Origin of the sequence: Micrococcus luteus NCTC 2665 (assembly GCF_000023205.1) — a bacterium.
Taxonomy (GTDB): domain Bacteria; phylum Actinomycetota; class Actinomycetes; order Actinomycetales; family Micrococcaceae; genus Micrococcus; species Micrococcus luteus.
Window position 1 is genome coordinate 1379921 of record NC_012803.1, and the last position, 21735, is coordinate 1401655.

Genomic DNA, 21735 nt, shown 5'->3' on the forward strand with positions numbered 1-21735 from the left:
CACGAGAGAGCGAGCAACCGCGCGAGTGTGGCCCCACCCAACGGGCGCTGTCACGACATAGACGCGCTAGGGCCGCTTAACCCCTCCCCGAACACCTGGAGTCAGGTGATTTCCTACCCGAGCAGCGTGCGCCACGCCGAGCCAGGTAAGCGATGGATCACATTGGAGGTTCATCCAACTCCACCACAGGCCCGCCCGGGAGGCATGCGCATCCGTGGAGCACTCTACCGCTGCCAAGAAGACCTCCTTGCTACGAACGAACTCCCTCCTGCAGACTCAAATCAGGTAACGCTGGCTCCTCTTCTTAAAGGCCTCTTCGCCGCCATCCAGAATCTCACAAGCGTGGGAGGGGACGTCTAGCCGATCCAGCGCAAATGACGCCCCAGGATTGGGATTGCGTTCATGTTCAAGTGAACCCCCGAGATAGGAGAATCTCCGACCGTCCTCGTTGGGATGGTCAGTGCCATGACGGTTTGCAACGAGTATCTGTTCCGAGTCCGCACCGATTGCCAGGTTCGCATTATGTGTAACCATAATGATCTGACGCTTCTTCTTCTGATCCATCAGATAGTGAGCGATTGTCCCAAAGATCGACCGGCTATCTAGGTCATCCTCCGGCTGGTCAAGAAGAAGAGGCCACCCGTCTTGGTCTGAACCCAATGTCAGGGACAGCGCGAACAGCGCTTGCTTTCCAGGGGTCATTGAGGAGGGTTCAAAACCACCGATCGAGTCGCCTTCGAGAGTCGCCTTGAATCGGACCTCCGGAACCACGCTCAGAACCCGGTTCGCGAGTTCCTCCTTGGTGGTGGATCCCGTGAGACGAATTTGTCCCGAGAATAGTTCTTCAAGAAAGTCAAGGGGATCAGCTTGCGCTCTCGCAACATCAAACAGATCCCCGCGTCCACGCACGTACGAGTTAACTGATGACCCGTGCATACCAGCCATTGCATCGCGAATGGATTGCTCATCGATCTGGGCATCCGCGCTGAGCATCATTTGCTCAATCTCGACACTTGCAGTCTCAACGTTTCTAACGAAGGTAGCGATTTCCTTATTCACCCTCGCAATGCACGATTGGATGGTATCCGCGACTGTCTTAATCTCATCAGCGTTATCCCTGACCTCCGTCGCGAGACTATCGATCCTATCCAGTTCTCTCGAAAACTTGTCGGCGCCATCGCGAAGACTGCCAATTTCTTCAATGGCCACTTCTTTTGCAAGTAGAGGGGCGGAAACTTCTTCAGTGGTAACCAGTTCCTCTCGAATAGCTGCCATTTTCCCGCGGAGAAAATCTAGCCGCGTTCGAGCTAGACTACTAAGGTACTCACTAATCTCATTCTCGTAGAAGTCGAGGACAGGCTTGGCGGTCGTCGCGAACCCTGCACCCGCAGTCTCCAGCCCTGGATCGACCTTCACATCGACTTTAAAAGCCTTGGGCGAGAGGGCGTATTCGTCGTCGAGTCGAGTCCCCAAAATGTTCTGGATCCGATTATATTCGTCCTCTGCGGCCCGGAGGGAATCCCCAAGAATACGAAGTTGGTTCCGATACCCCGCTATTCGCCCCAGTTCAGAGTCGGTAATTTCAGCCACTTCCGCGCACTCGGCAATGCGTACGTTTACTTTTTCTAGCTCAGCTGCGACCGCGTCCTTTGAACCCAGGGCGCCTATTTGCTCAGTCAGCTGAACGTGCTTGGTTTTTAGTGAGAACCAACGACTGACGGATGCAGCAACTTCCTCGCGAAAAATGCGCTCATCGGCAAGAAGATTGTCGTACTGGATGCCAAGATCTGGTCGAGCAACGGCAAGAGCCGGCGCAATACGCTCTGTAATCTCCTCCGGCTTTTCGCTTAGCGAGTAGAGGGAGTTTTGAGGAATATATATAACCCTCCCGCTACCAGATTCACTGGACCCCCAACTTACCCGGCAACCAGCGTTTGCAGCTGCTTGCCACGTTATTCCAGCAGCTGGTCCCAGTTTTGTTGGGTCGAGGTGCGGGTTCGCCCGCCTCTGCGCGTCTAGTGTCCTGTCGGGATCCACCGCGTAAGCAATGTGAGCCAACAATGAAGACTTTCCCGACGAACGGCTGCCGATGATCGAGTTAAGGTTTGGATTGAGTCGAACCCTCTTTGGAAAGTTAGCAGTATCGGAAAACTCGACGCTTTCGATGACCTTATATCCCGGCTTGCGGTCAGGCTGAGTGGAACCAAGAAAAACTCGAGTATCGGGTTCCAGAAAGATCTGCAACAATCCGTTATAAGTTAAATCGGATTTAATCCACAAGATATTTGAGTGATTGCCCCCCGTCTTCGAATGACGCCCGAGTCGTTGTTTCAGCTGCGTGAAATCGTGGGCGTCGCATCCGTCCAGCACCGGCTTGGGTATGGAGACTTCACTTGCCTCGTACCTATCGGGGGATAGAAACCATTCGACGTTCCCTTCGTTACCGAAGAAGCCGTCACAAAATTTGTCAATTTCATCGCTCTGCGCCGCCCGCCTAGCTGCGCCAGCTTGACCCCCCCGCGCCCGAATCCCGTCATTCTTAGCAGAGGCTATGACTATAAGGTTTCGTCTGCGGTTATCACCGCTGTAAACGTCCTCACCAAAAACATCTCGCATCGCATTCCGAATGGCATCTAGACCCACCGTCGCAGAAGCGAAATCATCTGCATCTGTAAGCTCTGAGCATGAAATTTGCGGACCAGAGATGCCAGATCTGCGGCTGATTTTAAGCGACCCGAGGAACCGGTCCACTTTCTCAGGAGGCAACGAGGGGTTAAAAATGAAGTGAAGATTCACATTTTTCCCCTCTGCTGATACATCGACGTCTAAGCGCACCTCGATATTTACCAAGAGGAGTTTTCGGGATTGTGGAAACAGCTCTTTATAGCGCTTTCGAACCTTATGGATCCGGTCGGCATAGTAATAGTCGGTCAGGCCGAAGGCTTGCACATCTGAGCTCTCCAGCACCTGGCAGAATGTGTCAATAGTTGACGGATCTTCCGATCGAGGGTAACCATTTGAGAGTTTTGTTCCAGGCACATGAAGGTGCAGATCCCACTTACGCCAAATTGATCCGTTGTACGTTTGACTCATTTTCTAGCCCCTCTCCTGTCACTACCCGCAGACTCGGCCCCTGGACGTTAACAGCGACACGAGTTGCCGAGAGCCAACGTAGCAGACGCACAGACCGCATCTTCAGAATAGGACGCCGCAGGCCCGGCCACCTCCGAGAGGTGACCGGGCCGGCGGGACGCGCGGGGCGCCGTCGTCCGGGACGGGCCCGGACGGGGCGGATCAGCGCGCGTAGTACTCGACCACGAGCTGCTCCTCGCAGGTCACGGGGACCTCGGAGCGCTTCGGGCGACGGGTGAGGGTGGCGCGCAGCTTTTCGATCTCCACGGTCAGGTAGCCCGGGGTGGCGGGCAGGACCTGCTGGTGGGCGCCGGCGGCGGCCAGCTGGAAGGGGACCATCTTCTCCGAGCGCTCGTGCACGTGGATCATCTGGCCCTCCTTCACGCGGAACGAGGGGACGTCCACGCGCTTGCCGTCCACCATGATGTGGCGGTGCACGACGAGCTGACGGGCCTGCTGGATGGTGCGGGCGAAGCCGGCGCGCAGCACGAGGGCGTCGAGGCGCTGCTCGAGGAGCTCGACCAGGTTCTCACCGGTCAGGCCGGCGGTGCGCTTGGCCTCCTCAAAGTAGCGGCGCATCTGGGCCTCGCGGATGTTGTACTGGGCGCGCAGACGCTGCTTCTCCTTGAGGCGCACCGCGTAGTCCGAGTCCTGCTTGCGGCGGGCGCGGCCGTGCTGGCCGGGGCCGTACGGACGACGCTCCATGTACTTCTCGGCCTTGGGGGTCAGCGCGATGCCCAGGGCGCGGGAGTGCCGCACGGTGCGGCGGGTGCGAAGGTTGCCACTCATGGTGGACCTGCCTTTCCTTGACGTGCGGCACGGTTCGGGTTTGTCTCGAGGTCTCGTCCGGGCGCCGGGGCGCACGGGTCAAGGGGACTCGAACCTGGCCTCCCCGCGATCCTGAGGAGAGCTGAGGGGCGTGCCGCCGCCCGTCATCCACTGATGCGCTGCGCGTCCCTCGCCCGGGCACGCGGGTGTCCCGTGGACCGCTCGAGGGGGATGCGTCCGGGGCGCAGCGCCTGCCAGACAGCGGACCACTCTACCAGAACCGGGTCGGCGCCCACCGGCGCTCCCCCCTCACTGCCCCCGGACGATCCGGCGCAGCGCGGCCACCTGCTCCGCGAGCCGCTTCTCGTGGCCGATGGGCTTGGGCCGGTAGTAGTCCTTGCCCACCAGCGGGTCCGGGGCGTACTGCTGGCGCGCCACGGCGTGCGGCTCGTCGTGGCTGTAGACGTAGCCCTGGCCGTGGCCGAGGGCCGCCGCGCCGGGGTAGTGCGCGTCCCGCAGGTGCGCCGGCACCGCGCCCGTGTGGCCGGCCCGCACGTCCGCGATCGCCTCGTTCACGGCGGTGTAGCTCGCGTTGGACTTCGGCGCGGTGGCCAGATGCGTCACGGCCTGCGCCAGGATGATGCGTCCCTCCGGCATGCCGATCAGCTGCACGGCCTGGGCGGCGGCCACGGCGGTCTGCAGCGCGGTCGGGTCGGCCATGCCCACGTCCTCGGACGCGGAGATGATCAGCCGCCGGGCGATGAACCGGGGGTCCTCCCCCGCCTCCAGCATCCGGGCGAGGTAGTGCATCGACGCGTCCACGTCCGAGCCGCGGATGGACTTGATGAAGGCACTGATCACGTCGTAGTGCTGGTCGCCGTCCTTGTCGTAGCGCTGGACGTGGTGGTCCATCGCCTGCGCGGCGTCCTCCTCCGTGACCGCGACGGCGCCCTCCCCCGCCCGGCCGGCCTCGCGCGCCTTGTCCAGGGCGACGCCGGCCGCGGCCTCCAGCACCGTGAGCGCCCGCCTCGCGTCGCCGCCGGCCATCCGCACCAGGTAGTCCCGCGCGTCGTCCTGGAGCACCACGGCCCCGTTGAGCCCGCGCTCCTGGGTGACGGCACGGTCCAGCAGCCCGACGATGTCGTCGTCCGTGAGGGGACGCAGCGTGAGCAGCAGCGACCGGGAGAGCAGGGGTGCGATCACCGAGAAGGACGGGTTCTCCGTGGTCGCCGCCACGAGCACGACCCAGCGGTTCTCGACGCCCGGCAGCAGCGCGTCCTGCTGCGCCTTGGAGAAGCGGTGGATCTCGTCGAGGAACAGGACGGTGGTGCGGCCGTAGAGGTCGCGTTCGCGCTGGGCCTGCTCCATCACCTGCCGCACGTCCTTCACGCCGGCCGTGATGGCGGACAGCTCCGTGAACGTGCGCCCGGGGGCGCGGGCGATCACGTGGGCCAGCGTCGTCTTCCCGATGCCCGGCGGCCCGTACAGGATGACCGAGCTCGGTCCCGCGGCGGAGTCCGGATCGGGCTCGGCGAGCTTGCGCAGCGGGGAGCCCGGCCGCATCAGGTGCCGCTGGCCCAGCACGTCATCCAGCGTGCGCGGGCGCATGCGCACGGCCAGCGGTGCGCCGGGGTGCGGGGCGGCCACGGTGCCGGCCGGGCCGTCGTCGTCGGCCCCGGTGTGCGCGGCGCTGAAGAGGTCGTCCATCGGGTCCAGGGTAGTCCTCGGCCCGCGGGGACGTGGGTGGCATCCTGGCCGCATGAGCCCCGCCGCCCCGCGCACCGACCACACCCATGTCCTGCTGCTGCGCGGGATCAACGTGGGCCGGAGCAACCGCGTCGGCAAGGACACACTGATCCGCTGGGCCCAGGCCGCCGGCGGGGAGGCGGTCACCACCCACCTGGCCAGCGGCAACGTCCTGTTCCGGGCGTCCTCCGACGCGGCCGCGGAGGGCGTGCGGCAGGGGTTCGCGCGACGGGCGCGTGAGGAGGGCGGTCTCGACGTCCCCGTGGTCCTCGTGGACGTGGGCACGCTCCGACGCGCCCTGGAGCTGCACGACGCGCTCCCCTGGGCCGGCGGCGAGCCGAAACGCACCCAGCTCACCGTGCTCGAGGACGACCCCGCACCCGAGGCGGCCGCCGCCCTGGCCGCGCTCGACCACGGGGACGACCGACCCGCGGGGCCGGATCGCACAGCCCTGGAGGGACGGCTGCTGTGGACGCGCTGCGCCACGGGGGTCGCCGACTCCCCGCTCACCCCGGCCCGCCTCGACCGGACGCTCGGGGTGCGCGGCGCGGCCCGGAACCTCACGACGGTGCGGGTGCTCGCGGGGCTGCCGGCCGGGGACTGACCTCGGCGGACAGCACGCGGGGCATCCGCCGACGTCGACACCCGCGGGGCACCGCGCGCTGGCCGACGACTTCTCCTCCGGCGCAGCCCTGCTGATCGTGGCCAACGCGGTCTCCGGTTCGACCGCCATGTACGAGGTGGAGCCCACGAAGCGGAAGTGAGGCGTCGGGCGGCGAGAACGCTGAGCTGGGGCCCCGGGCCGACCGGGCATCCGAGGGGTCGGAATGAGCGCCGTCACGGTCCTCATTCCGGCCGCTGGCCTCCCCGGTCCGGGTCAGAGGCCCCGCCCTGGATGAGGGCGGTCATGTGAGGATGGCCGCATGCGTGCCGTCTGCCAGAGAGCCCAGTCTGCGTCCGTGACCGTCGACGGGAAGGTGGTCGGCTCCTTCGAGGGCGAGGGGCTGGTGATCCTGCTCGGAGTGTCGGTCACGGACACGGAGGCCGAGGCCGTCCAGGTGGCCCGCAAGGTGGCCGGGCTCCGCATGCTCGACGGCGAGCGGTCCCTCACCGACGCCGGTGCCCCGGCGCTCGTCGTCAGCCAGTTCACGCTGTACGGCGACGTGCGCAAGGGCCGGCGGCCGTCCTGGACGCGCGCGGCGAAGGGCGACCAGGCCGAGCCGCTCTACGAGCGGTTCACGGCCGAGCTCGAGGCCGCCGGCGTGCGCGTGGAGCGCGGGGTGTTCGGCGCGATGATGGACGTCTCTCTCACCAACTCCGGGCCGTTCACGCTGATCGTGGACTCGGACGAGCTGGCCGGGCCGCGGCGCGGCTGAGGCGGGCCCGCCGCGGACCCCGATCAGGCCTCCGGCTCAGCCTCGGCCTGCTTCGGCTCCGGCTGCGCGTCGACGCCGGCCTCCTTGCGCTGCTGGGCGGTGATGGGCGCCGGTGCGCCCGTCAGCGGGTCGAAGCCGCCGCCGGTCTTCGGGAACGCGATGACCTCGCGGATCGAGTCGGTGCCGGCCAGCAGGGCGACCACGCGGTCCCAGCCGAACGCGATGCCGCCGTGCGGCGGGGCACCGTACTTGAAGCCCTCGAGCAGGAAGCCGAACTTCTCGTTCGCCTCCTCCGGGGACAGGCCCATGACCTCGAACACGCGCTCCTGCACGTCCCGACGGTGGATGCGGATGGAGCCGCCGCCGATCTCGTTGCCGTTGCACACGATGTCGTACGCGTAGGCCAGGGCCGAGCCCGGGTCGGCGTCGAAGGTGTCCGCGAACTCCGGCTTGGGCGAGGTGAACGCGTGGTGCACGGCGGTCCAGGCGCCAGCGCCCACGGCGACGTCGCCCGAGGCCACGGCGTCGGCCGCCGGCTCGAACATCGGCGCGTCCACGACCCACACGAACGCCCAGTCGGCATCCTTCGCGGCCACGCCGTCACCGGCGTCGGTGAACAGCCCGCAGCGACGGCCGATCTCCACGCGGGCCGCGCCCAGCAGCGCGCGGGACTCCTTCGGCTTGCCGGCGGCGAAGAACACGCAGTCGCCCGGGTTCGCGCCCACGGCGGCGGCCAGACCGGCCTTCTCTTCCTCGGAGATGTTCTTGGACACCGGGCCGGTCAGCTCGCCGTCCTCCTGGATGAGCACGTAGGCCAGGCCCTTGGCGCCGCGCTGCTTGGCCCACTCCTGCCACGCGTCGAGGGTGCGGCGGGCCTGGGAGGCGCCGCCCGGCATCACGACGGCGCCCACGTACTCGTTCTGGAACACGCGGAACGGGGTGTCCTTGAAGTATTCGGTCAGGTCCGTCAGCTCGAGGCCGAAGCGCAGGTCCGGCTTGTCCGAGCCGTACTTCTCCATCGCCTCGGCGTAGGTCATCCGACGGATCGGCGTCGGCACGTCCACACCGACGAGGGCCCACAGGGCCTTGACGATCTTCTCGCCGAGGGCGATCACGTCGTCCTGCTCCACGAAGGAGGCCTCGATGTCCAGCTGGGTGAACTCGGGCTGACGGTCCGCGCGGAAGTCCTCGTCGCGGTAGCAGCGGGCGATCTGGTAGTACTTCTCGATCCCGCCCACCTGCAGCAGCTGCTTGAACAGCTGCGGCGACTGCGGCAGGGCGTACCAGGAGCCGGGAGCCAGGCGGGCCGGGACGAGGAAGTCGCGGGCGCCCTCCGGCGTCGAGCGCGTGAGGGTCGGGGTCTCGACCTCCACGAAGCCCTCGCCGTGCAGGAGCTCGCGCGCCGTCCGGTTGACCTCGGAGCGCAGGCGCATGATGCGCGAGGGCTGCGGGCGGCGCAGGTCCAGGTAGCGGTGGCGCAGCCGGGCCTCCTCGCCGACCTCCACGTGCTCGTCCACCTGGAACGGCAGCGCGGCGGCGGTGTTGAGCACCGTCACGGTCTCCGCGATCAGCTCGATCTCGCCGGAGGGCAGGTTCGGGTTCTCGTTGCCCTCGGGGCGGCGCTCGACCGTGCCGGTGACCTGCAGGACCCACTCGTTGCGCAGCGGGTCGAAGTCCGCCTCGTCCCGCACCACGACCTGGGCGAAGCCCGAGGCGTCGCGCAGGTCCACGAAGGCCACGCCGCCGTGGTCGCGCCGCCGCGCCACCCAGCCGGTGACGGTGACGGTCTGGCCGATGAGCGAGGCGTTGAGCTCGCCGAGGGAGTGGGTGCGCAGCACGAGGATCCTCTCCGTCCGGTCGCCGGACGATGTGCGGGGTTCATGTGATGGTCGACGCCGTGTGATACGCCTGCGGGGCGGGCGCGCGCCGTTCCCGTCAGTCTAGTGCCCCGCCCGCGTTGCCCCAGCCCAGGAGGACCCCGTCATGACCGCCGCCCTGCAGCGCCGCCTGACCCTGCTCCACGCCGTCGCGATCGGCCTCGGCTCGATGATCGGCGCGGGCGTGTTCACCGCGATCGGCCTGGCGGCCGCGCTCACCGGTGGCCACCCCGGCCTGCTGTACGCGGCCCTGGCGGTCGCGGCCGTCGCGGCCCTGTGCAACGCCCTGTCCACGGCGCAGCTGGCCACCGTCCACCCCGAGTCCGGCGGCGCCTACATCTACGGCCGGCGGCAGCTGCACCCGTGGGCCGGCTTCGTCGCCGGCTGGGGCTTCGTCACGGGCAAGACCGCGTCGGTGGCCGCGATGGCGGCCACCCTCGGCCTGTACCTCTTCCCCGACGACGACGCCGCGGCCCGGTGGACGGGCGTGGCCGCCGTCGTCGTGCTCACCGGCGTGGCGATGGCGGGCGTGACGCGGACCGCGCAGGCGACGACGGCGATCCTCATGCCCGTGCTCGCCGTGCTCGTCCTGGCCATCGGCGCGGGCCTGGCGCGCGAGGCCCCCGGGGGCTCGGCCGCGGCGCTCGGCGTCGACTCCCCCGTGCAGGGCGTGCTCATGGGTGCGGGCGTCCTGTTCTTCGCGTTCGCCGGCTACGCGCGCGTGGCCACCATGGGCGAGGAGGTCATCGACCCCGCACGCACGATCCCGCGCGCCATCCTGATCGCCCTCGCCGTGACCGTGGCGCTGTACCTGCTGCTCGCCACGGCGCTGATCTCGGGCCTCGGGATCTCCGGACTGGCCCGCTCCCCGGCGCCCGTGCGCGACCTGCTCGAGACCGCCCTGGGCTCCGGCTGGGGCTGGGTGGCCGTGGCCGGCGCCGCCCTCGCCGCGGCCGGGGCCATGCTCACCCTGCTGACGGGCGTCTCCCGCACCGCCCTGGCCATGGCCCGCGAGGCCGACCTGCCCCGCCCCCTGGCACGGGTCCATGCGGGGACCGGCACGCCGTGGACGGCTCAGCTGACGGTGGCCCTGGCCGTGGTCCTGCTCCTGCTCACCACGGACATCCTCACCGTGGTGGGCTTCAGCTCGTTCGGCGTGCTCGTCTACTACGCGGTGGCGAACCTGTCCGCCCTGACCCTGCGCGGGGACGACGACGGCCGCCGCCCGGCCCGGCCGCGCCCGCTGCGCGTCCCCCGCGCCGTCAACATGCTCGGCCTGGCCCTGTGCCTGCTGCTCGCCCTCTGCCTGCCGCCGATGTCCGTGGCCGCGATGGCAGGCGTGTTCCTGATCGGGGTGGGCGGGCGCGCGTTCGTGCGGGCCGGGCGCCGGGGTGGGTGAGCCGACGCGCGGACGGGTGTCGGCGTCGCACGCCGGGGCCGGCGCGCCGGCCGCCCGCTCAGTCCTGCGCGCGGGCGACCTGCGGCAGCAGGTCCTCGGCCGGCGGGGTCCAGTCGGCCGGGTCCGCGGCGTGCTGCTCGCCGGAGCGGATGTCCTTCACCTCGTGGACCCGCGCGCCGGCGTCGTCCCGGCCCATGAACCACACGAACGGGATGCCGCGGCGGTCCGCGTACTTGATCTGCCTGCCGAACTTCTCCGCCGACACCGCGACCTCCGCGGGGATGCCGCGCTCCCGCAGCAGGGCCGCGACGTCCTGGGCCTCGGACCAGTCCTCGTCCGCGGTCAGCGCCACGTACACTGCGGTCGGCACGGAGCGGGAGGCCACGGCCATCTGCTGGGACAGCATGCGCATCACCAGCCGCGTCACGCCGATGGACAGTCCGACACCGGGGAACACGCGGTTCCCCTTGGACGCGAGCGCGTCGTAGCGGCCGCCCGAGCAGATCGAGCCGAGCTGCTCGTGGCCCACCAGGACGGTCTCGTAGACGGTGCCCGTGTAGTAGTCCAGGCCGCGCGCGATGGACAGGTCCGCCACGGCGCGCCCGGGGGCGCGGCGGTGCAGGGTGGCGACGACGTCGGCCAGCTCGGTCAGCCCCTCCTCGAGCAGCTCGTGGGTCACCCCCAGGGCGCGGACCCGCTCGACGAACGAGGTGTCCGACGTGCGGATGTCCGCCAGGGCCAGCGCCTGCGCAGCCTGCTCCGGGCTCGCGCCGACCTCCTCCTGGAGCAGCCGCGCGACCTCCTCCGGGCCGACCTTCTCCAGCTTGTCGATGCTGCGCAGCACGCCCGCGGTGTCCTCCAGGCCGATGCCCCGGTAGAAGCCCTCGGCGAGCTTGCGGTTGTTCACGCGGATGAGGAAGTCGCCGATCGGCAGGGCGCCGAGCGCCTCGGCCATCACCAGTGCGACGTCGGCGTCGTACCGGGGTGAGAGGGCGCCGTCGCCGACGACGTCGATGTCCGCCTGGGTGAACTCGCGGGCGCGGCCCTCCTGAGGGCGCTCCCCGCGCCAGACCTTCTGCATCTGGTAGCGACGGAAGGGGAAGGCGAGGTGGCCGGCGTTCTCCACGACGTAGCGGGCGAACGGCACGGTGAGGTCGAAGTGCAGGGCCAGGCGCTTGGGGTCGGCCGGGTCCTTGGGCTCGCGCCGGCCCGCGGCGACCTCCTCGTCCTCGGCCAGACGCGAGACCGCGTAGACCTCCTTGTCCACCTCGCCCTTGCGCAGCAGCTGGCCCAGGGTCTCCACGGCACGGGTCTCGATGCCGGCGAACCCGTGCAGCTCGAAGGTCCGCCGCAGCGTGTCGAGCACGTGCTGCTCCACGAGCCGCTCGGCGGGCAGCCACTCGTGGAAACCGGACAGGGAGGCCTTGCGGGACATGGCGATCCTTCGAGACGACGACGGCGGGGACGCGCGACGGTCCCCCGCCGGCGCACCGGCCCATTCTAGGCGCGGGCGCTGTCCGGCCCGGTACGCTGGCCCTGTTCGTGTCCATCCCGACCGGCCGCATCCCTCGACGACTGCGTGCCGGCGCAGTCAGGGAGAGTTCCAGCGGTGACCAATCACATGCAGCCCGACGACCAGCAGTCCCCCACCACCGAGGCCACCCCCGCGTCGGCCGAGGCCGCCGAGACGACCGTGCCCGCCGAGGCCCGTCCCGTCCCCGAGATCGTCCCCGACGCCCCGGCGCACGGTGATTCCTCACAGCCCGCCGAGGCGCCCGCCATGCCCTCCCCGGCCGCGATGAAGAAGGCCAGCCCGGCCGCCGTGCGCCCTGCGACGCCCGCCGCCGCGTCCGCCGCCCCGGCCCCCGTCGTGGCCCCGACCGTGCCGCCCACCCCGGTGGGGGAGGCCGCCGAGTTCGCCCGGGTGAGCGAGGACGGCCACGTCACGCTGCTGGACGGGCAGGAGGAGCACGCGGTCGGCCAGGTGCCGGACGCGAGCACCGAGGACGCGCTGGCGTACTTCGTCCGCAAGTACGACGACGTGCGCGCCCAGATGGCCCTGTTCGAGCAGCGCATCGCCGCGGGCGCCCCCTCGGGTGAGCTGGGGCGGGCGCTGGGCCAGATGACGACCGCGGTGAACGAGCGCCACATGGTCGGCGACATGGACGCCCTCCGCACCCGCCTGGCGGCCTTGGAGACCCTCCTGGGTGACTACCGCGCCGCGGAACAGGAGGCCCGGCAGGCCGCCCAGGCCGAGCAGCTGGCCACCCGCGAGGCCATCGTCGCCGAGGCCGAGACCTTCGCCCAGACCCCGGCCGAGCGGATGCCCTGGAAGACCGCGTCCCAGCGCATGACGGAGCTGTTCGAGGAGTGGAAGGCCGCCCAGAAGGCCGGCCCGCGTCTGGCCAAGTCGGTCGAGGACGACCTGTGGAAGCGCTTCCGCGGCGCCCGCACCACGTTCGACAAGACCCGCCGCGCCCACTTCTCCCGGCTGGACGCCGCCTCGGCCGAGGCCAAGCAGGTCAAGGAGCGCCTCATTGCCCGCGCCGAGGAGCTGTCCACGTCCACCGACTGGGGCGTGACCGCCGGCAAGTACCGCGACCTGATGGACGAGTGGAAGCGCGCGCCCCGGGCCTCCCGCAAGGAGGACGACGCCCTCTGGGCCCGCTTCCGCGCCGCCCAGGACGTCTTCTTCGCCGCCCGCAAGGCCGCGAACCAGGAGATCGACCGCGAGTACGGGGCCAACCTGAAGGTGAAGGAGCAGATCCTCGCCGACGGCCAGAAGCTGCTCCCCTTCACGGACGTCAAGGCCGGGCGGCGCACGCTCAACGAGCTGCGCGGGCGGTGGGAGGATGCCGGCCGCGTGCCCCGCGGGGACGTCCGTCGCATGGAGGAGGGCTTCCGCAGGCTCGAGGACGCCCTCAAGCAGGCGGAGAACGAGCACTGGCGCCGCACCGATCCGGAGACCAAGGCCCGCACGAACTCCGCCCTCACGCAGCTCGAGGAGACCATCGCCGGGCTCGAGGCGGATCTCGCCCGGGCCCAGGCCGAGGGCGACCAGCGCGCCGTCAAGAAGGCTCAGGAGGCGCTCGACGCGCGCCTGCAGTGGAAGCAGGCCCTCGAGGCCTCGGCCTCCGAGCTCCGCTGAGCCCCACCCGTCTCGAGCACGCCCCCGCGGCCCGTCTGTCCACAGGCGGCCGCGGGGGCGTCCTTGTCTCTGGCAGGCTCCGGGCATGACGACCGTGACGATCGAGGAGACCGCCCCGGCCGGGGCGCTCATGCTGGCGGGCGACCCCTTCACGGAGCCGGAGCTGCAGGCGCTCGGCGCGCGGGGCGCCGTGCGACCGCTGCTGCCCGGAGTGTGGGCGCGGCCGGACGCGGCGGACGATCCCGCGGTCCGGGCCGCCGCCCTGTGGACCCTCGGCGGCCCGCTCCTGGCCGCCGGCTGGACCGCGATCGGCCCGTCGGCGGCCTGGATCCTGGCCGGCGGCGCGGCGCCCGGGCGGCTGCACGCGGCCGTGCCGCACTTCCACCGGCGCCCCGCCGGCGGGGGCCAGCTGCCCTGGACGCTCACGCAGTCGGACGTCGCAGCCGATGCCACGGGCGTCGCCCCCGCCGAACAGGACGTGCTCCGCTTCGGCCCCGTGCGGGTCACCACGCCCGCCCGGACGGTCGAAGACCTGCTGCTCAGCGCCGACCCGGATGCGGCGCGGCGCGCGGCTGCCGTGATCGGCGCCCACGGCGCCGCCGGGCTGCGGGAGCGGCTGGCCCGCCGGACCCGCCGCGCCGGCGTCGTGGCGGCCCGGCGCCGGCTGGGCGCGCTGCTGACGGCGCTGGACGTCCCCGACTGAGGCCGGGAGGCTCAGGTGCGGTGCACGTCGAACACGCCGTCGATGCGGCGCACCGCGTCGATCACGTGGCCGAGGAACCGGGGGTCGCCCATCTCGAAGACGAACCGGCTCATCGCAACGCGGTCGCGGGTGGTGTTCACGGAGGCCGAGAGGATGTTCACGTGGTTCTCGGAGAGGACCCGTGTGACGTCGGAGAGCAGCGACTTGCGGTCCAGCGCCTCGATCTGGATCTCGACCAGGTAGACGGTGTCCCTCGACGGCGCCCAGCTGACCGGGGTGCGGCGCTCCGGCTCCTGCGCGAGCAGGGTCGCCAGGTTCGGACAGTCGACCCGGTGCACGGAGACCCCGGAGCCGCGGGTGACGAACCCGTCGATGGCATCCGGCGGCACCGGGTTGCAGCACCGGGCCAGTTTGGCCATGACACCGCCGTCGCCGTCCACGAGCACGCCGGCGTCGTTGGTGGCCCGCGCGGGGGCGCGCCGCGCCTGAGCCGGGACCAGCTCCTGCAGGTCCACCTCGCCGACGGTCAGTTCGCCCTCCGGCTCGGCCTGCGTCGGCGTCGGCGGAGCGAGGCGCTCCGCGACGCGTTCCTGCACGGACTGCGCGGACACGTGACCGTCGCCGAGGGCCACGAACAGCCCGTCGAGGTCCGCGTAGCCGAGATCCGTGGCCACCTGCACCAGCTCCTCGCCGCCGAGCACGTGCTGCACGGCCATGCCGGCCTTGCGCAGCTGACGGGTCAGCGACTCGCGTCCCCGGTCGGCCTGCTCGCCGCGGCGCTGAGTGGCGAAGTGGTGACGGATCTTGGACCGGGCCCGTGGCGAGACCACGAAGCCCAGCCAGTCCCGGCTCGGGCCCGCGTCCTCGGCGCGCGAGGTGAAGACCTCCACGGTGTCACCGTGGCTCAGCGGCGTGGACAGCGGGACGAGCTTGCCGTTGACCCGGGCACCGATGGTGCGGTGGCCGACGTCGGTGTGGATGGCGTAGGCGAAGTCCACGGGCGTGGAGCCGGCCGGCAGGGTGCGGATCTCCCCCTTCGGCGTGAAGACGTACACCTCGTCCGCCCCGATCTGGGTGCGCAGCGAGGCGAGGAACTCGTCCGGGTCCCGGGTGTCCGCCTGCCAGTCCATCACCGAGCGCAGCCAGGCCGGCGTGGCCTGCACCGGCGCCTGGCCGGCGGCCTGGGCCTTGTACCGCCAGTGCGCGGCGACGCCGTACTCGGCCTGGCGGTGCATCTCCTGCGTGCGGATCTGGATCTCCACCGGCTTGCCGCCCGGCACCATCACCGTGGTGTGCAGGGAGCGGTACATGTTCAGCTTCGGGACCGCGATGTAGTCCTTGAACCGACCCGGGACCGGGTTCCAGCGGGCGTGGATCGCGCCGAGCACGGCGTAGCAGTCCCGCACGGAGTCCACGAGCACCCGGATGCCCGTCAGGTCGTGGATGTCGTCGAAGTCCTTCCCGCGCGTCACCATCTTCTGGTAGATCGAGTAGTAGTGCTTCGGCCGTCCGGTGACGGTCGCCCGGATCCGGTGCTCGCGCAGATGATCCTCGATCACGGTGCGCAGCGCCGCGATGTGCTTCTCCCGCTCCGGGTTCCGCTCCCCCACGAGGCGCACGATCTCCGCGTACATCTTGGGCTTGAGGGCGGCGAAGGAGAGGTCCTCGAGCTCCCACTTGACGGTGTTCATGCCGAGCCGGTGGGCCAGCGGGGCGTAGATGTCCAGGGTCTCCTGGGCCTTGCGCGCGCTGGATTCCGGGGAGACGTACCGCCACGTCCGCGCGTTGTGCAGCCGGTCGGCGAGCTTGATGAGCAGGACGTTCACGTCCTGGGCCATCGCGATGACCATCTTGCGCACGGTCTCGGCCTGCGCCGCGGCGCCGTAGGTCACCTTGTCCAGCTTGGTCACGCCGTCCACGAGGAGGGCGACGTCGGAGCCGAAGTCGGCGCGCAGGCGCTCCAGGGAGTAGTCCGTGTCCTCGACGGTGTCGTGCAGCAGGGCCGCCAGGAGGGTCGGGCCGGTCACGCCGATCTCGGCGAGGATCGTGGCGACCGCGACGGGGTGGGTGATGTACGGGTCCCCGGAGCGCCGCATCTGCCCCTCGTGTGCCGCGCGGGCGACCTCGAAGGCGCGGACGATCTCGGCCAGCTCGGTCTTGGTGGCTCGCTGCCGCACCGTGCGCATCAGCGGCTCGAGCAGGGGCGAGTACTCGGTGGCGTGCCGGCCGGTCAGCCGTGCGATCCGGCCGCGGGGCCGGACCGGGACGGGAGTGGGGTCCTGCTCGCTCATGGGCCACGCCTCCTGACTCGTGCGGCCCCGACCGCTCCGGCCGGGATGATCGGCGAGTCTACCCGCGCCCGTCCCGCCCCGCCCCAGAAAGACCGCCGGGCCCGGTGGCAGGTGCACCGGAGCCGCAGCGGCTCCGTCAGAGTCGCGCGCCGTCGTCCCAGGGGGCGACGTCGGGATCGGTGACCGCCTCTGAGGCACGCTCCCGGGCGGCGCGGGCCGCGGCCCGGGCGTCGTGGTCGCGCACGTCCGGGTCGTTGCGGCGCAGCAGGGCGTACAGCGGCGCCTGGAGGAACAGTGTGGACAGGGTGCCCACGATGATGCCCACGAACAGCGCGAGCGCGATGTCCCGCAGCGTGCCGGCACCGAGCAGCCCCGCGCCGATGAACAGGATCGAGCCGACCGGCAGGATGCCGACGACGGAGGTCGTGATGGACCGGACGAGCGTCTGGTTCACCGCGAGGTTCACGTTCTCGACGAAGGAGCGCTCCGGGTCCTCCCCGGCCCCGATCGTGTTCTCGCGGATCTTGTCGAAGACCACCACGGTGTCGTAGAGCGCGTACGACAGGATCGTGAGGAAGCCGATGATGGCCGACGGCGTGATCTCGAAGCCGGTGGCGCCGTAGATGCCGGCGGTCAGCGCGACCACGTAGAGCATGCCGAGCACGGCGGCCAGGGACATCTTCCAGGTGCGGAAGTACACGGCCATGAACAGGGCCACGAGCACCACGAAGATCACCAGGCCGATCAGGGCCTGCTGCGACACCGCGGCGCCCCAGGTCGGCCCCACGAAGGTCGAGGTCACCTGGTCCGGGCCCACGCCGTAGGCCTCCTGCAGGTTCGCGGCCACGGCTCGGGTCTGGGCGTCGTCGAGCTGCTCGGTCTGGACGCGCACGGTGCCCGGGGCGACGTTCGTGACGGTGGCGTGGCCGTCGGCCAGCACGTCGGTCACGGCGCGCTCGCCCGCGGCCACGTCGGTGGAGGCCGTCTGCGAGACGGTGAACTCGGAGCCGCCCCGGAACTCGATGCCGAGGTTGAAGCCACCGCGGAGGGCGGTCAGGCCGCCGGCGAGGACGAGCAGCAGGGCGGCGAGGGCGAACCACCGCCGCCAGCGCTGGATGAACGGGTAGGAGATGCGGCCCGAGTAGAGGGCGTTGCCCCAGTCGGCGAAGCGGTTCACTGGTCCTCCTCCTGGCGGCGGCGCTCGGCGCGGCGTCGCTCGGCGATCGTCATGGGCGGCGCGGTGCGCGAGCGGCGGCCGCCCCGGGCGGACGAGCCCGCGCGGGGGGCGCCCGTCGCGACGAGCGGGCGCGGGGCGTCGGTGGCTGCCGCGTCGTCGGTGGCTGCCGCGTCGTCGGCGGCCGCCGCGTCGTCGGCGTCGGCCGGCTCGTCGGAGTCCTCCGCCGGGAGCCCGGTGCGGGGGGCGGGGGCGGGCTCGCGGAAGCGGCCGGCGCCCTGATACAGGGACGGCCCGCCCAGCAGCGACGGGTCCAGTCCGGACATCGGGTGTCCCTCGCCCACGAAGCGGGTCTGGGCCAGCAGCACCATGAGCGGGTGGGTGAACATGAACACCACGATCAGGTCGGCGATCGCGGTGAGGCCGAGGGTGAACGCGAAGCCGCGCACGTTGCCGACGGCCACGAAGTACAGCACGACGGCGGCCAGCAGGTTCACGGCCTTGGACGCGGTGATCGTCCGCCGGGCGCGCTTCCAGCCTTCGTGCACGGCGACGGGCACGGTGTGGCCCGCGCGCAGCTCGTCCTTGATGCGTTCGAAGTAGACGATGAACGAGTCCGCCGTCAGACCGATCGCGACGATGAGCCCGGCGATGCCCGCGAGGGACAGGCGGTAGTTGTCCGTCCAGCCCAGGATCGCGATGGCCAGCCACGTCAGCACGCCCGCCACGATGATCGAGGCGAAGGTCAGCAGGCCCAGGGCCCGGTACTGGAAGAACTGGTACACGGCCACGAGGCCGAGGCCGATCAGGCCGGCGATCAGGCCCCAGAAGAGCTGGTCCCGGCCGAGCGTGGCGGAGATCTGCTGCTCGGACTCGATCGAGAAGGAGATCGGCAGGGAGCCGTAGTTGAGCTGCTCAGCCAACTGCTTCGTCGTCTGCTCGTTCAGGGTGGGGCCGCTGATCTGCGCGCTGCCGTTGGTGATGACCACGTTGGACTGCGGCGCGGAGATCACGTCCCCGTCCAGCAGGATCGCGAACTGCTTGCGCGGGTCGCCCTCGGGGTACGGGGTGAGCTTCTGGGTGACCTCTGTGAAGGTCTTGGCGCCCTCCTCGTCGAACTCGATGTTGACGACCCACTGGTTGGTGGAGACGCCGCCCTGGGCCTGGGCCATGCCGTTGGACGCGCCCTTGATCTGGGTGCCCGGGATGACCACGGGGCCCAGGATGTACTTCTGGGCCGGCGTGACGGCGCCGTCCGCGAGCTCCGCGGAGGGCTGGCAGGCGACGATCGCCCGGTCGGACGGCGGCGGGGGCGCGGCCGGGTCCCGCGGGGCGGTACAGTCCGTGGCCTGGAACTCGGCCAGCAGGGCCGGGGTGACCCAGTTCGGGTCGTAGGCGTCCGCCGGCTCCCCGTCGGGCTTCGGCAGCTGGTCTTCGGGCAGGCGCTGGTCCTCGGGGGTGGCCTCCCCCGGGCCGGACTGCAGCACGGGGCGGAACTGCATGTCCGCGGACGCCTGGATCAGGCGGCGGGTCTCCTCGTCCGGGACCCCGGGCAGGGAGACGACCACGTTCTGGGAGCCCTGCGTGGCGACCTCCGCCTCGGCCACGCCGGAGCCGTCCACACGCTGGCGGATGATCTCCACGGCCTGGTCCAGCTGCTCGGGGGTGACGGACTCGCCCGTCGAGGTCTCGGGAGCCAGCACCATCTGCGTGCCGCCCTCGAGGTCGAGGGCGAGCTTGGGAGCCCAGGAGGCCGCGCCGGAGGCCACGCCCCCACCGAGGATCGCGGCCAGGACCACGAGGAGGGCGGCCAGCCAGGCCAGGGTGCGCCCGGCGGAGCCGGTGGGTGTTCTCTTCGCCATTGCTCAGGTGCTTCCGTCACATTCGAGCGGCCCCGCCAGGCGGGGCCGCGTGTGCAGGGGTGGGTGGGCCTCAGGCCAGGTCGTCGCGGCGCGGACGCGGGTCGGCGGCGTCGTCGACGCGGTACTCGGTGCCGGGGGCGTCATCCAGACGCGACGGGTCCGTGGTGGGCGCGGCGGCGGGGTCGACACCCGCCGGGGCCTCGGCCGTCTCGGGCTCCACGACGGTGGTGACGCCCTGCAGGTGCACGTCCATGCGGGTGCCCGGGGCGGTCTCCAGCGTCACTCGCTGGCCCGCGGTGTCCACGGCCACGACGGTGCCGAAGATGCCGGCGCCCGTCATGACCTCGTCGCCCGGGGCGAGGGTGCTGCGCATCTGCGCCTGCTGCTGCTGCACCTTCTTGCCCCTGCGGAAGGAGAGGAAGAGCATCACCGCGAGCACGGCGAAGGCGACGAGCATGAGCAGGCTGCCGCCACCTCCCTGGGCCTGCTGGGCGATCACGGGCAGGGTCGCGGCGGTGGCGACGGGCATGGGGGACTCCTGATGCTCGGGGTGGGCGGGCCTGTCCAGTGTAGGGGCCCGCCCTGGGCGTCACGGTCCCGGCGTGGCCTCCGGGACGGCGAGGCCTAGGTGCTCCCAGGCCCCCGGCAGCGCGACGCGGCCACGGGGGGTGCGCGCCACCATGCCCTCGCGGATGAGGAAGGGCTCGGCCACGGTCTCCACGGTCTCGGACTCCTCCCCCACGGCGGTGGCCAGCGTGCTGAGCCCCACGGGCCCGCCGCCGAACGTGGTGCACAGGGCGGTGAGCACGGACCGGTCGAGCCGGTCCAGGCCACGCCCGTCGACGTCGTACATGTCCAGGGCGGCGGCGGCGTCGTGCGCGCCGACCTCGGCCAGCCCCTTCACGAGCGCCCAGTCCCGCACACGGCGCAGCAAGCGGTTGGCGATGCGCGGGGTGCCGCGCGAGCGCCGGGCGATCTGCCGGTACCCCTCCGTGGCCAGCCGCATGTCCAGCAGCAGGGCGGAGCGGCGCAGGACGCGCTCGAGCTCCTCCTCGGTGTAGAAGTCCAGATGGCCCGTGAAGCCGAAGCGGTCGCGCAGCGGCCCCGGCAGGAGGCCGGCCCGCGTGGTGGCGCCCACGAGCGTGAAGGGCGGCAGCTCGAGCGGGATCGAGGTGGCGCCGGCGCCCTTGCCCACCACGATGTCCACGCGGAAGTCCTCCATGGCCATGTAGAGCATCTCCTCGGCCGGGCGGGACATCCGGTGGATCTCGTCGAGGAAGAGCACCTCGCCCTCGGTGAGCGAGGACAGGATGGCCGCGAGGTCGCCCGCGTGCTGGATCGCGGGGCCGGAGGACAGCCGCAGGGGGGCGTTCATCTCCGCGGCCACGATCATCGCCAGCGTGGTCTTGCCGAGCCCGGGCGGGCCGGAGAGCAGGACGTGGTCCGCGGCGCGGTCCCGCAGCCGGGCGGAGGCGAGCATGAGGTCCAGCTGCTCGCGCACGCGCATCTGGCCCACGAACTCGTCCAGGTGCTTGGGGCGCAGCGCGACCTCGAGCCGGCGCTCCTCCGGGTCGACGGCCGCCGCGGACAGCGGTGAGGACTCCGCGCTCATCGCCCGCCTCGCACCGCGCCGGCCATGCCGACGTCGCGCAGGGTGGCGCGCAGCAGCGCGGCGACGTCGCGGCCCTCGTCCAGCTCCGGGCGGGCCGCCACGGTGGCCTCGACGGCCTTGAGCGCCTCCTTCTCGGACCAGCCCAGGCCGGCCATCGCCTGCACGACGTCGGCGTGCCAGACCGTCTCGACGGCCGGCTCGTCGCTCGCCTCGGCCTCCGCCCCGGGCACCGGCTCCCCGGTGGGTGCGAGGCGGCCGGAGAGCTCGACGATGATCTTGCGCGCCATCTTCGGCCCGATGCCGGGCACGCGGGTGAGGGTCTTCTCGTCCTCCTCGGTGACCGCCCGGCGCACGGTCTCGGGGTGGTGGACGGAGAGGATCGCCAGGGCGAGGCGGGGACCCACGCCGTTGGCCGTGATGAGCACCTCGAACACCTCGCGCTCGTCACGGTCCGCGAAGCCGTAGAGGGTCAGGGCGTCCTCCTTGACCACGAGGTGGGTCTGCACCGCCCCCGGCCGGCCCTCGTGCAGGGTGGACAGCGTCTGCGGGGTGGCGGAGAACTGCACGCCCAGGCCGCCGACGGCGATGACCGCCCGGTCGAGGGCCACGTGCTCCACGGTGCCGCTGAGCGAGGCGATCATGAGGGG

At 70.7% G+C, this 21735-nt stretch carries 16 protein-coding genes; 5 read left to right on the top strand and 11 right to left on the bottom strand.

The annotated features are described in order from the left end of the window. Window positions 1–276: 276 nt before the first annotated feature. The 3 genes from MLUT_RS23820 to MLUT_RS17890 all read right to left on the bottom strand — a co-directional run bounded on the left by MLUT_RS23820 (window position 277) and on the right by MLUT_RS17890 (window position 5607). Window positions 277–3093 carry a TrlF family AAA-like ATPase gene (locus MLUT_RS23820; protein ID WP_012750899.1) on the bottom strand — a complete coding sequence of 939 codons (2817 nt, stop codon included), beginning with the start codon at window positions 3091–3093 and terminating at the stop codon, window positions 277–279. 201 nt (window positions 3094–3294) lie between these two features. Beyond that, complete coding sequence (gene rpsD, locus MLUT_RS17885; protein ID WP_010078585.1) at window positions 3295–3921, bottom strand: 30S ribosomal protein S4; 627 nt, start codon at window positions 3919–3921, stop codon at window positions 3295–3297. 288 nt (window positions 3922–4209) lie between these two features. After that, window positions 4210–5607: a replication-associated recombination protein A gene (locus MLUT_RS17890; RefSeq protein ID WP_010078584.1), complete on the bottom strand. Its 1398-nt coding sequence runs from the start codon at window positions 5605–5607 to the stop codon at window positions 4210–4212. A 52-nt stretch (window positions 5608–5659) separates the two neighbouring features. On the opposite strand from MLUT_RS17890, the gene MLUT_RS17895 reads away from it, so the two are divergent. Together MLUT_RS17895 and dtd are read left to right on the top strand one after the other, a co-directional pair. Further along, entirely contained in the window at window positions 5660–6250 is a 591-nt protein-coding gene (locus MLUT_RS17895; protein ID WP_010078583.1) for a DUF1697 domain-containing protein, read from the top strand. Window positions 6251–6569: 319 nt separating this feature from the next. Then, the gene (dtd, locus tag MLUT_RS17900; protein WP_010078582.1) at window positions 6570–7022 is read left to right on the top strand and encodes a D-aminoacyl-tRNA deacylase; all 453 of its coding nucleotides are present in this window, start codon (window positions 6570–6572) and stop codon (window positions 7020–7022) included. 23 nt (window positions 7023–7045) lie between these two features. Here the strand turns inward: dtd and aspS are convergent, their stop codons facing one another. After that, window positions 7046–8860 (bottom strand): aspartate--tRNA ligase, encoded by a 1815-nt coding sequence (aspS, locus tag MLUT_RS17905; protein ID WP_010078581.1) that lies wholly within the window; start codon window positions 8858–8860, stop codon window positions 7046–7048. A gap of 145 nt (window positions 8861–9005) precedes the next feature. On the opposite strand from aspS, the gene MLUT_RS17910 reads away from it, so the two are divergent. Further along, window positions 9006–10298 carry an APC family permease gene (locus MLUT_RS17910; RefSeq protein WP_010078580.1) on the top strand — a complete coding sequence of 431 codons (1293 nt, stop codon included), beginning with the start codon at window positions 9006–9008 and terminating at the stop codon, window positions 10296–10298. Between the two features lie 58 nt (window positions 10299–10356). On the opposite strand, the gene hisS is transcribed toward MLUT_RS17910, so the two are convergent. Continuing rightward, window positions 10357–11733, bottom strand: coding sequence for a histidine--tRNA ligase (gene hisS / locus MLUT_RS17915; RefSeq protein ID WP_010078579.1), 1377 nt, complete (start codon window positions 11731–11733; stop codon window positions 10357–10359). 174 nt (window positions 11734–11907) lie between these two features. On the opposite strand from hisS, the gene MLUT_RS17920 reads away from it, so the two are divergent. Together MLUT_RS17920 and MLUT_RS17925 are read left to right on the top strand one after the other, a co-directional pair. Further along, window positions 11908–13446, top strand: coding sequence for a DUF349 domain-containing protein (locus MLUT_RS17920; protein WP_010078578.1), 1539 nt, complete (start codon window positions 11908–11910; stop codon window positions 13444–13446). A gap of 85 nt (window positions 13447–13531) precedes the next feature. After that, the gene (locus MLUT_RS17925) at window positions 13532–14149 is read left to right on the top strand and encodes a hypothetical protein (protein WP_012750900.1); all 618 of its coding nucleotides are present in this window, start codon (window positions 13532–13534) and stop codon (window positions 14147–14149) included. 11 nt (window positions 14150–14160) lie between these two features. Here MLUT_RS17925 and MLUT_RS17930 read toward each other — a convergent pair whose 3' ends face one another. The 6 genes from MLUT_RS17930 to ruvA all read right to left on the bottom strand — a co-directional run bounded on the left by MLUT_RS17930 (window position 14161) and on the right by ruvA (window position 21729). Further along, window positions 14161–16440, bottom strand: a complete 2280-nt coding sequence (locus tag MLUT_RS17930) for a RelA/SpoT family protein (RefSeq protein ID WP_012750901.1) — start codon at window positions 16438–16440, stop codon at window positions 14161–14163. Between the two features lie 136 nt (window positions 16441–16576). Beyond that, a complete protein-coding gene (secF, locus tag MLUT_RS17935) occupies window positions 16577–17617 on the bottom strand; it encodes a protein translocase subunit SecF (protein ID WP_010078575.1) in 1041 nt (346 codons plus the stop codon). Further along, window positions 17614–19476, bottom strand: coding sequence for a protein translocase subunit SecD (gene secD / locus MLUT_RS17940; protein ID WP_010078574.1), 1863 nt, complete (start codon window positions 19474–19476; stop codon window positions 17614–17616). Before secD ends, secF begins: the two co-directional genes overlap by 4 nt. Before the next feature lie 70 nt (window positions 19477–19546). Beyond that, window positions 19547–20005, bottom strand: a complete 459-nt coding sequence (gene yajC, locus MLUT_RS17945; RefSeq protein ID WP_010078573.1) for a preprotein translocase subunit YajC — start codon at window positions 20003–20005, stop codon at window positions 19547–19549. Window positions 20006–20065: 60 nt separating this feature from the next. Continuing rightward, the gene (gene ruvB / locus MLUT_RS17950; protein WP_010078572.1) at window positions 20066–21088 is read right to left on the bottom strand and encodes a Holliday junction branch migration DNA helicase RuvB; all 1023 of its coding nucleotides are present in this window, start codon (window positions 21086–21088) and stop codon (window positions 20066–20068) included. Then, entirely contained in the window at window positions 21085–21729 is a 645-nt protein-coding gene (gene ruvA, locus MLUT_RS17955; RefSeq protein WP_012750902.1) for a Holliday junction branch migration protein RuvA, read from the bottom strand. Before ruvA ends, ruvB begins: the two co-directional genes overlap by 4 nt. Window positions 21730–21735 lie beyond the last annotated feature (6 nt).